The following is an 11,722-nucleotide window of genomic DNA, read 5'->3' as shown; positions in this document are numbered from 1 at the left end:
ATGGGGATGGGCCTTTGCCTGCGGTAAAGCCGCAGGCAAAGGCCCATCCCCATGCAAAAAAATCCCTAGGGTGAATTTACACGATGAGAAGATAAAACTAGGCGGCAATGGCGGCCAACACGGCGTCGTAGGCAGCTCGTACTTCGGATACCAGCGCGAAGGCCGCTGCGGCGTCGCCGGCGCGGAACAGGTCGCATTGGCGCGAGGTCAGCTCGAACAGCCCTGTCATCGACAGGTTGCCGCACACGCCCTTGAGCGCATGGGCGGCTTCGAAGCCGGCGTCAGCGTCGCCTGCCGCCGCAGCGTCCTCAAGCCGCGCCATGTTCTGGTCCGCGGCGAACTTCCCCAGCAGGCGATCCAGCAACGCTTGACTTCCCATCAGGCGGGCGAGCGCGTCGTCGACGTCGATTCCCGCGGCCCGAAGCTTCTCGTTATCCATGGTCACTCCCCTATCGCCCCGTCGGCTGGCCATCGGCGGCCGACCCATCAGTCACCGGCCCGGCCGCCGCGCCCCGTTCATACAGCGTGCAGATCTGCGGCTCCACCTCAAAGAAGCACGCGAGCAGCTCGGGATTGAACGTCCCGCACTCCCCGTCGCGGATCATCCGCAGCGACTCCTCGCGGGTAAACGCCGCCTTGTACACGCGCTTGTTGGTCAGCGCGTCGTACACGTCCGCAAGACTCACTACCTGCGCCCAAATGCTGATCTGGTCGCCCGCCAGCCCGTCGGGGTATCCACGCCCGTCCCAGCGCTCGTGATGGTGCCGCGCGATGTCAATCGCATAGCGGTACGCGCCCGTCCCGCGCATCTGCGGAATGCGCGCGAGCAGCTCGGCGCCCTGCACGGTATGGGTCTTCATGATCTCGAACTCCTCCGGCGTGAGCCGGCCGGGCTTGCAAAGGATGGCATCGGGAATGGCAATCTTGCCCACGTCGTGCATGATCGCAGCGAGCGCGATGTCGTCGATATCCTCGCTCGACAGCCCCTCGCCCAGATGGGTCTGGGTGAGCATGAGCTTCGTGATGTCGTGGATGCGCTGCACGTGGTCGCCGCTCTCGCCGTCGCGAAACTCGATGGCGGCTGACAGCGACTCGATCATGCCGCGGTTGAGCTCGATGATCTGCTCGGCGCGCTCAAGCAGCTGCAGGCGCTGGTCCTCGACGGTAAGCGACAAGCGCTTACGGGCTTCGAACAGCTCCACCACGGACTGCACTCGCTTGATCACCGCATAGGGCACGATGGGCTTGCCGATGAAGTCCATGACGCCCAGCGAATAGGCCTCCTCCATGACGGCGTTGCCGCGCTCGGCGGTGATGAGAAACACCGGCACGCGCTCCATGTAGCCCGCCGGGGCGAGGCGCTTGAGCACCTCGATGCCGTCGAGCACGGGCATCATGACGTCGAGCAGCACCGCGATGTAGCGCGCCGGGTCCGCTTCGATCTTATCGAGCGCCTCGCGGCCGTCGGCGGCCTCGTCGACCTCGTAGATGCCCTCGAACAGGTTGCTGAGAATCAGGCGGTTGATCTCCTCGTCGTCGACGATCAGAAGCCTGCCCGCGGCAGTACCGACCGGCTCCATCATGCACCGTCCTCCCCGTTGCACGGCGACGCGGCAGCGTCAGCCGTGCTCGCGCGCCGCTCGCGCACAGGCGCGGGCGGGCAGAACTCCTGAATCACCACGCGAGCCTTGCCCGCGCGCTTGGCGGCGTAGAGCGCCTCGTCGGCCTGGCGAAACGCCGTCTCGTAGGTCGCATCGGCGTCGCGCAGGATCACCGCGCCGGCGCTGCACTCCACGCGCTGGCCCACGAGCTTCTCGCACCGCTCCTCCAGCTGCAGGCGCACGGCGTCGAGCTTGCCCGCGATCACGCGCGGATCGGTAAGGCCGCGCGCGAGCACCATGAACTCGTCGCCGCCGAAGCGCCCCACCGCATCGCTGGAGCGAAAACAGCGCTGCAGGGCACCCGCCAGGGCGCGCAGAACCTCGTCGCCCGTATCGTGGCCAAAGCGGTCGTTGACAGCCTTGAAGTCGTCGATGTCGAGCATGATGACGCAGGCCGTCACATGGGGCGCCACCGACTCGAAGTAGCGCTGGGCGAGCGCCGTGAGCGCCCCTTTGTTGTAGATGCCCAACAGCCCGTCGCGTAGCGACAGGTTGCGGTAGCGCTCGCGCGCCTCGAAGTCCGCGACGCGCAGGTTGGTGGCAAGCTGCGACACGATCACCGACGCGCTCGCACCCACGAGGGCGCCGTACAGGTCGCGCTGGGCGAGCGCGAAGTCTTTGCACGCAAAGGACAGTGCCACGTACGCGACCTCGGTCACCATGACGACGCCCACGGGCATCGCCCACGGCAGCACGATCACGGCTGCCCAGGCGATGCAGACGGCCTGCATGAACGTCCCCGGCGCATCCGGCGTGAGCGTGCCGTCGATATACGCCACGAGCGCCAGGACCGCCAGCTGGCCGCCCAGGCACAGCGCCGCGGCCGTCCAGGGCCGCTCGCCCAGGGCGCGGCGCGCCCACGGGCACACGGCGGCGACCAGCACGCAGACGGAGATCAGCAGGAAGTGGACCGGTTCGGGCAGCCATCCGGGCGTGAGCGCGCAGGTAAGGCAAATGAACAGCAGCGCCAGCGCGCCCACCAGCAGGCAGGCCGTGCGCAGGCTGCGCAAGTTGAGGTCGACGATGGCGCGGCGGTCATCGGTGAAGTAGGCGCGCCGACGCCTGAACTGGGCAGCCAGACGGACGCTCGGTGCGTCGGAGCTCCGGGCGCGCGTATGCCCGCGTGCGCGATCCGTCATGGGCGTCCTCCTTTCGCCAAGCAGCGCCGCAGGGTGGTGAGCAGTTCATCCAAGTCTATCGGCTTGGCCACGTGCGCGTCCATGCCGCACTCCCGTGCGCGGGCGATGTCCTCGGCGAAGGCGTCGGCCGTCATGGCGATGATGGGCACGCGCGCGGCATCGTCGCGGTCGAGCGCGCGGATGGCCCGCGCCGCATCGTAGCCGCCCATGACGGGCATGCGGATGTCCATGAGAATCGCCGCGAAGGCGCCGGGCTCGGAGGCGGCGAAGGCGTCGACGGCCCCGCGGCCATCCTGCACCCAGATGACCTCGAGCCCGCAGCCGCCCAACAGCTCGCAGGCGATCTCGCCATTGATGTCGTTGTCCTCGACGAGCAGCACGCGCAGCCCGTCGAGCGACACCTCGCCGGCGCTCGCCTCATGCGCCTCGGCGTCGGGCGCGCAGGCAAGATCGAGCACGACGGTGAAGCAAGTGCCCTCGCCCACACGACTGCTGACCTCGATGGTGCCGCCCATGCCGTCCACGATGCGCTTGACGATGGCCATGCCCAGGCCCGTGCCCTCGGTCTTGTGCACGCGGGCGCGGTCCTCGCGCTCAAAGGAGTCGAACACCTTGCGCTGGAACTCCTCGGACATGCCGATGCCGGTGTCGCGCACGGTCAGGCGCGTGCGGACCAGGGCGCCGGCGCCCGCTACGGCACCAGCGCCCGGTACGGCCCCGTCGCCCGTCGCGGCACCAAAGCCCACCGCGGCCCCGTCCCCCTCCTGCTCCACGGCCAGCGTCACGCACCCGCCGTCGGACGTGAACTTCACCGCGTTGGACAGCAGGTTGATGAGCACCTGGCCCAGGCGCGTGCGGTCGACGAGCACCGTATCGCAGACGACGTCGCGCACGTCGACCTCAAAGCGCTGGCCTCGTGCGTCGGTCTGCGGGCGGATAACGCCCTCGGCGGCGCGCACGATGTCGGTCAGCCGCGCCGGCTCAAAGGAGAACTCCAGACGGCCGCTCTCGATGCGCGACATGTCCAGCACGTCGTTGATGAGCCCGAGCAGATGCGCGCTCGACGTCGAGATGGTATCCAGGCAGCGACGAACCGTCGCTTCGTCGGACGGGTCGTCGCGCGCGATCTTGGTCATGCCCACGATCGCGTTCATGGGCGTGCGGATGTCGTGGCTCATGTTGGACAGAAACTCGCTTTTCGCCCGGCTCGCCGCGTCGGCCTGCTCGCGCGCCTCGGCCAAGGCATCCATCTGGGCGCGCAGCAGCTTGAGGTAGCGCGTCAGCACGAAGGCGAGCACGACCAGGATGAACACGCAGCCGATCGCCGCGGCGGCAAACAGGTTCCACGCGAGCGCGTCGATGGGATCGTGCAGCACGCGGAAGGGCAGCACCGATACGATGAACCAGCTCGTGCCCTCCAGGGGTGCCAGATAGCTCGCGTAGCGCTCGCCGTTGACGTTGGAGACGTAAAACACGCTGTCGCCCGCGTCCATGATCGTCTTCAGACGGTCGGCAGTGATGTCGTAGGCGACCCCGGGCTGACCCTCGTTGACGCGCAGCAGCTCGAGGTAGGAGTCGTAGTGCAGGCTGCGGTTGCTGTTGAGGATGAAGCTGCCGTCGGCGCGGATAATGTGGGTGTACACCTCGGTCGCGGACACGTCGAGGGACAGGGCCTCGACCGTCTCGGTGAGCGGCACGCCGGCGACGAGCACGCGATCGCCGTCGCGCTCGCCCGAACCGTCGGCGCGCAGCAGGGGCTCGGCCAGCACGATCATGGTCTGGCCGTCATCCGAAATGCCCACGGTAACGGCGGCGTCGCCGGCAAGCGTATCGTGCACGAAGGCCTTGCGCTCATCGAGCGCAAGCTCGGGTCCCATGAGCACCGACGTGTCGTCGCCGTCCAGGATCGCCACGTAGCGAAAGCCGCGGCGCTCCGCCTCGTCCACAAACACGGCGCGACGCTCGGCGTCGGTGGCCTGCTCGTCGATCTCGGCCGAAAGCGAGACGCTCTCGAGCTCGGAGCGGTACAGGCGGATCTCGGACTGGAAGTTCAGACGGATCTGCGCGCTCATCTGCTCCATGAAGCCGCCGCTGACGCCGTCGATCGTAGTGTCGCTGCTGCGCATCACGAACAGCGAGACCGTCAGGAACACCGCGACGCACAGCGCGAGCAGGCCCGCCACGCCCAGCCGCAGCAGGCGCACCGACCCCTCGACACCGGCGGGCACCGCCGCCCGGCCCCGCGCGCCGGCCCCGGCACCCGCCGCGGCGCCGGCAGCGGCCCCGGCAATCCCGGCAGCCCGCTCGTCCCGATCCGTCCTCGCCCGGTCGCTCATGCCGCATCACCGTCCCTGCCACGACGCGCAAGCAAATCGCGCAGCGTGGTGCACAGCACCGTGAAGTCGATGGGCTTGGACACGTGCGCGTCCATGCCCGCCGCCGATGTCGCGGCGATGTCCTCGGCAAAGGCGTTGGCCGTCACGGCCACGATGGGCACGCGTGCGGCGTCCGGCCGGTCGAGGGCGCGGATGGCCCGCGCCGCCTCGCAGCCGTCCATGACGGGCATCTTCATATCCAGCAGGATGGCGTCGAATGTCCCGGGCTCGGAGGCCGCGAAGGCGTCGACCGCCTCGGCGCCGTTCCACGCCTGGGTCACCTCGGCGCCGGCAAACGACAGCTGCTCGCAGGCGATCTCCATGTTGATCTCGTTGTCCTCGGCAAGCAGGACGCGCACGCCCGCCAGCGCGCACGCCGGATCGTCGGCGGGCACGTCGGCCGCCACGGCGGCGCCCTCGGTGCACGGACTCGCGCCCTCGCCGGGGGCGGCGGCAAACGGCAGGACCACCGTGACCGTCGTGCCCTCGTTCAGCTTGCTTGCCACCTCGATGGTGCCGCCCATCTGCGTCACCAGGCTCTTGGTGATGGGCATGCCCAGGCCGGTGCCCGTGGCCTGCGGCGCGCCGAAGCGCTGCTCGCGGGCGTACATCTCAAAGATATGCGGCAGGTAGTCCTCGGACATGCCGATGCCGGTGTCCGCGACGCGGATGCGGTAGCTCGCCAGGTCGCCCTCGCCCTCCTGCTCCACGTCCACGCGGATCGCGTCGCCGCGCTCGGTGTACTTGAGCGCGTTGGACAGCAGGTTGTTGAGCACCTGCCCCAGGCGTGCCGGGTCGCCGAGCACCCAGCTGCGCTCAATGTCCATATCAAGCGTCAGCTCCTTGCCGCTCTCGTGCGCCTGGATCTCAAACGGCTCCACCGCGTCGCGCAGCACCGCCGCCAGATCCATGCGCTGCGTCACGAGCGACATCTTGCCGCTCTCCACGTGCGAGATGTCGAGAATGTCGTTGACGAGCGTCAGGAGCTGCTGGGCCGAGCGCTCGATGCGCTCCAGATAGCCGTCGGTCTTGGCCGCGTCCGTCACGTCGCGGCGCGCCAGGTCGGACAGGCCGATGATGGCGTTGAGCGGCGTGCGCATGTCGTGGCTCATGTTGTTGAAGAAGGCCTGCTTTTCCTCCATGCTGCTCTGGGCGGTGTCGAGCGCCCCCTCCAGATAGCGGCGCTCCTGCAACTGGCGGCGCTTGGCGCTGTCCACCTCGCGGAAGCACAGCACCACCTCGTCGGGCGACAGCGACTCGTCGTAGAGCACGCGCACGTTGACCCAGCGGTACCCCTCGCCAAAGCGGCGCTGGAAGTCGCCGCCGTAATCGCGCACGCGGTGTTCCACCAGCTGGCGGATGTTGGCGGCCGAGAAGCTCTCCTCAAACTCGCGGAACGTGTCCTCCTCGATGACCTCGCCTGCCACGCGCAGCAGGTCGTCGTAGGCGCCCGTAGTGGCGATGCGCTCGCGCACGTAGTCGGAGCCCTTGATCATCTCGTAGGTGCCTGCCCGGTAATCCACCAGGTAGATGGCATAGTAGGAGTTTCCCAGCACGCGCACGGTATCGTTGGTGCGCTGCATGCGCGCCGCACGGCGCACGTCGCGCCACGTCATGAGCAGGGCCGCGGCGATGAACACGACGGCCATGATGGCAAACAGGGTGAGCACCCACGACAGGCCGCCCACGATGGCCTTGTAGGGCGTGGTGACGATGGCGAGCCAGCCGTTATCCATGCGGGTGTAGCTGACCGCGCGCTCGCGGCCGTCCAGGTCGACGATGCGCGTCAGGTCGCCGTCGCTGAACTCGCCGGCGTCAATGCGCTCGACAAGCTCCTGCAGGTAGCCGGCCACCTCCTCGTCGCTGTGGCCATCGACCATGGATGAGCGCATGTAGAGCGGGTTGCCCACCGAGTCGCACAGGAACAGCGAAGTCGATTCGGGCAGCTCGAGCATGTCAAAGTGGAAGGAGAAGTTCTCGGGGTACAGGTCAAACGCCAGCACCGCGTCCACGCCCTCGCAGCGCTTGGCCACGGTCACGATGAACTGATCGGTGATGGCGTCGCGATACACATTGGAAAACGTCGTGACGCCGGGCTGCGCCACCGCGCGGCGGTACCACTCGCGCTGCGTCACATCAAAGGTGGGGTCGTCCACCCACTCGCCCACCGTGAGCACCTGGCCGTCGATGATGGCGTACACGTTGAGCGACTCGTCGGCCAGCACCGCGCGCAGGCGGTCGCAGTAGCTGCTCGCCCACGCCTCGAGCTCGGCCCAGGAGTTGCCCTCGGACACGCGCGTCTCGACCGAGGTGGCGCCAAAGTCGAGCAGCGTCTCGTAAACCGTCAGGTTGCCGGCCGACTCCGAGGCGTAGTAGCGCGACAGGGCGGCGTTGGACTCGTCGGCGTTGTTGACCAACGAGTCGTGCAGCACCGTGAGACCTCCCAAGGAGAAGGCCACGAAGAGGACGAGTATGCCGATGTTGAAGCCGAAGCTCCTCAGCGCTTGCGTGCGCCGGTGCGTGCTGTGACCCATACGACTCCGACCTGTTGAACAATCCGATTGCACCCATCATACCAACTTGCGCGGGGCTGCCCGGGGTGTCAGCGCCGTTGCGGCCAAACGGTAAAACAACAGCGCGGCCGGAGCGAGATGCCCCGGCCGCGCTGCGACCCGAATAACGCCCGGATGGGTCAGATGGGACGTGTTCCGTCCAACCCATCGTGGGCGATGTTGCCGGATGGGTCAGATGGAACACGTCCCCATCTGACCCATCTTGTGCCGCGTACCTTACGCGAGCAGCGCCGCGAGCTCGGCGCGGGAGGTGAAGCGACGGGACTCGCCGGTGGCGACGGTCACGACCTCGCCCTCCCATTTCTCGGAATCCTTTTCCGAGCCGTTGCGGTCGGCCGGCTTGAACTCCTCGGTGCGCACGACGTAGCGCCACGCAGGGGCGTCGTCGGAGGTGCGCGCCTCGGGCGCCTCCTCGCGGTCGAAGCCGTACTCGAGCGCGGTCAGGCGCGCGGCGATCTCGTCGGCCACGCGAGCGCCGGGCGCCAGCGCGGACACGCCGATCTCGGGGTTGTACATGCGGCCGTCGCCCACGTACACGGTGCGGATGCGCTGGCGACGATCCTTCTCAAACTTGACCGTCAGGCCCGCGCCGATAGCCACGAGGGCCCACCAGACCACGGAGACGACCAGGTCGAGCGGCTGGTCGACGGTGTTCAGGCCGAGGGAGTACCACAGCCACAACAGGAAGGCCGAAAGGACGACGATGATTGCGGTAACGATGACGTTGGACTTCTTCATGTCAGCTCACTCCTTCCTGCGTTACGCGTTGCGGTTGTCGGGATTGAGCACCTCGTCCTCGTAGGACTTGAGGGTGCCGGTGTACTTGCGACGACGCACGAGCACGACGGCGTCGTAGACCGCGGTGACGATGATGCCGAGCATCATGACCCAGTGGACCCAGCAGCTCTCATGGCTGACGGGCTTGGTGAGCGGGGTCTCGTCATCGCCAATGGTCTCGCCGCTGGCCAGCGGGTTGTCGTCGTCAGCGATGGTCTCCTCGGCCGGCTCGGGCTCGGGCTGCTCGGGAGCGTCAGCGATGATGCCGGTGGTGTCGTCGGCACCGCCCGCAGGCGCAACCGGCGTGCCGCCGCCCGGGGTCACCGGGGTATCGTCGCCACCGCCGCCACCAGGCGTATCGTCGCCACCGCCGGGGGCGCCGCCGCCGCCGGGCGCCGCCGTAATGGTGAACACGCCGTTGACGAACGCGAGCTCGTAGTTGCCGGCCAGGAAGGCGCCGTTGTCAGCGATGTCCAGGGTGTTCTGGACGATCTGGTAGGTGCCCACGGCCTCGCCCGGGGTACGGGCGATGGTGCCAGTCCAGCCGGGGGTCTCGCCCGCGAGGGCGCCCGTGTAGCGGGACGTCAGGGCGGGGTCGGCCGCGCCGGCAACCTTGGACTGGTTGTTGGCCGTAACCGTCAGGGTGAGCGGGGTCACCGTCGCCTGGACGGGAATGACCATCTCGCCGTAGTTGGCGTTGGAAGCCTTGACGTACACCGTGGTGCTGTCCGCCACGTTGGTGACGGTGGGCATGTCGGCGGTGTAGGTGCCGTCCTCGGTGAGCGAGTAGGTGATCTCCCAGGAGGCGTCGCGCTGCTGGCTCTCGGCCTTCTCAGTAACGACGGCGCTCGTCACGGCGTCGTGAGCCTGACCGTCGTAGGCACCGGAGTAGCCGCTGGCCGAGAGCGCGAAGCCCGTGACGCCAGCCTGCGTGATGGAGCCGATACCGGAGATGTTGCGCAGCTCGTAGTTGCGAGCGTCATCGCCGCTCAGCGTAACGTTGTTGATGCTGGCGACCAGGTCGCCGTCCTCGTGGACGTCTGCCTGAGCGAACTTGACGTTTTCGGGCGCGATAGTGGCAACCACGGCGTCGTTGGCGATGTAGGTGTCGCCGAGGTTGAGCGTAATGTCGCCGTCGTGGATGACGTCCTCGGTGCCGTCGTAAGTCTTGGTCTGCTCGGGAATGACCACGTCGAGCGGACGCGGGTCGATGTGGTAGACGCGCTCAACCTGGCCCGTGTAGTTACCCTCGCCGGTGATGACGACGTGGATGTCGCCCGTGACGTTGGTGAAGTCGTCAACCGTGTTGCCCTCGTCGTCCACATAGGTGACGGAGTAGCTGCCCTCAGGGAGCGGCTCGCCGTTCTCCTTATCCAGGACGGTCGGGGTCCACTGGTGCGGCTGGCCGTTGTAGATAACGGACTCGGGAGCGTCGGACACCCACACGCCGCCATAGGTCGGCTTGTCGGGATCGTCCGGATCGGGCTTGTCGTCCGGGTCGATGGACTGGGCGATGATCGTCAGCTTGCCCAGGTTCTCAGTGATGTTGTAGTTGTCAGCCTTATTGCCGACCCAATCGAGCTCATAGGTGTTGGTCTTGGTACCCTCGTTGGTGATCGTTCCGGTAACAGTGAAGATGGCGTCACCCTCAACCAGGCCCTTGATCTCGCCGGGTGCCGTAAGCGGGCTGCCGTCGTAGACCTTGGTGGCGGACTCGGTGGTTACCGTGAGGTCGATCTTACGGATCTGGTATTCGCGCTTAACCTCACCGGTGTAGCCATTCTGACCCTCGATGACGACGGTGATGGTCTTGACGTCTATGAAGTTGTCAACCTCGTTGCCATCCTCGTCAAGATAGGTGACGGTGTAGTTCTCCTCGGGGAGCGGGTTGCCGTCCTTGTCGAGCACGGTCGGGACCCACTGGTGCGGCTGGCCGTCGTAGTCGACGCTCTTCGGCTCATCGACCGTGACGCCGCTGTAGTACGGCTTGTCCTCGTCGCCGGGCTGCGGATAGTCCGGATCATCCGGATCAGGCAGCGGATCGTCGTCGGGGTTGATGGAGCTGCTGAACACCGTCAGCTTGCCCTCGACTTCGTCGATGTCGTAGTTGCCCGACTTCGTGCCCTCGTTGAGGGTGTACTCAAAGGTGTTGCTGGACGTGCCGACCGCAGTCTGGCCATCGCCATAGGTGTAGGTAGCGCCCTCTCCGTCGGCCCAGCCGTCGCCGGTGACCGTGACGTTCTCAGCCTTGAGCGGCGTACCGTCGTACAGCTTGATGGCAGAATCGGAGGTCAGCGTGACCTGGCGCTTGGAGATGGTAAGGGCGCCGAAGTCCGACGTGTCGACCGTGAACTGATCGGTCACGTCGTTGCCGTCAGGATCGACTACCTTGGCGGTACCGGCGATCGCGGTCGGGTAGTTGCCCGCGTCAACATTAGTGAGCGTAGAGCTCAGGCCTTCCACGGTGTACGTGATGCCGTTGAAGGTCAGGTTGTCAAACGTGACACCCTTGGCCGTGTGCTCCTTGCCGTCATAGAGATATTCAGCGTCGGGAGCAAAAGCGGTGATCTCGAACTTCTCGCCGTCGGGACGATCGGTGATGGTCAGCTTGCCGGTAATCGTAACCCTGTAGTTATTCTTATCGCCGCCCTGGATGTTCCAGGAAGCACCCTCGTCAAGCGTGGTGTACTCACCAGGCAGTTTGCCAGTAATGGTGGCCTTGACGACGAGATCCTCACCCTCAACAGCGCCCGTATTGTAGGTAACATCACTCTTCTGCGTAATGGTCAGCGTGTGATCAAGACCGTTATACACAGCGGTGTCTTCGCCGAAAACACTGATCTCAACAGGAGTGATGATCATCTGAGCAGTCTTAGCCTCAGAGGTCACACCGCCACGCGTCACAGTGATTTTGATTTCAGAAATGGTATCTGCAACGTTCTTAAAGGTCGGAGCGCCTTCAATCTCGCCATCAGCGTTGACAGTGCACTCGTACCTCTCCTCGCCCACGGTATAGGTAACCGTGTCGCCGGGATAGATGCCATGCACATCAACTGTCTTGTCCGTACCGTCGTAGACCCAAGATTTGCCGACAACGCTGAAATTGAAGAAGTCGGCCTTCCACTGCGCCGTGTAGGTGGCGTCGGCGGTGACGGTCTCGGCGACCCCGGGCTCCCAGCCGCCGAAGTCGTAGCCGG

The 11,722-nt window shown here is 66.3% G+C and carries 7 protein-coding genes; all 7 read right to left on the bottom strand.

The genetic code is table 11. From position 1 onward, the window contains the following. Positions 1-97: 97 nt before the first annotated feature. Complete coding sequence (locus QUW00_RS09205) at positions 98-439, bottom strand: Hpt domain-containing protein (protein ID WP_289614085.1); 342 nt, start codon at positions 437-439, stop codon at positions 98-100. A gap of 10 nt (positions 440-449) precedes the next feature. Beyond that, entirely contained in the window at positions 450-1,583 is a 1,134-nt protein-coding gene (locus tag QUW00_RS09200; protein WP_289614084.1) for an HD-GYP domain-containing protein, read from the bottom strand. Further along, positions 1,580-2,800, bottom strand: coding sequence for a GGDEF domain-containing protein (locus tag QUW00_RS09195; RefSeq protein WP_289614083.1), 1,221 nt, complete (start codon positions 2,798-2,800; stop codon positions 1,580-1,582). Before QUW00_RS09195 ends, QUW00_RS09200 begins: the two co-directional genes overlap by 4 nt. Next, complete coding sequence (locus QUW00_RS09190; RefSeq protein WP_289614082.1) at positions 2,797-5,136, bottom strand: hybrid sensor histidine kinase/response regulator; 2,340 nt, start codon at positions 5,134-5,136, stop codon at positions 2,797-2,799. The genes QUW00_RS09195 and QUW00_RS09190 overlap by 4 nt, the downstream gene beginning before the upstream one ends. Then, complete coding sequence (locus QUW00_RS09185) at positions 5,133-7,709, bottom strand: hybrid sensor histidine kinase/response regulator (RefSeq protein ID WP_289614081.1); 2,577 nt, start codon at positions 7,707-7,709, stop codon at positions 5,133-5,135. The genes QUW00_RS09190 and QUW00_RS09185 overlap by 4 nt, the downstream gene beginning before the upstream one ends. Before the next feature lie 255 nt (positions 7,710-7,964). After that, positions 7,965-8,486 carry a hypothetical protein gene (locus QUW00_RS09180; protein ID WP_289614080.1) on the bottom strand — a complete coding sequence of 174 codons (522 nt, stop codon included), beginning with the start codon at positions 8,484-8,486 and terminating at the stop codon, positions 7,965-7,967. 21 nt (positions 8,487-8,507) lie between these two features. After that, on the bottom strand, positions 8,508-11,722 hold a 3,215-nt coding region (locus QUW00_RS09175), incomplete at its 5' end, for an MBG domain-containing protein (RefSeq protein WP_289614079.1).

Origin of the sequence: Collinsella tanakaei (genome assembly GCF_030373545.1) — a bacterium.
Lineage (GTDB): Bacteria > Actinomycetota > Coriobacteriia > Coriobacteriales > Coriobacteriaceae > Collinsella > Collinsella tanakaei_C.
This window is presented reverse-complemented; position numbering and strand designations above follow the sequence as displayed.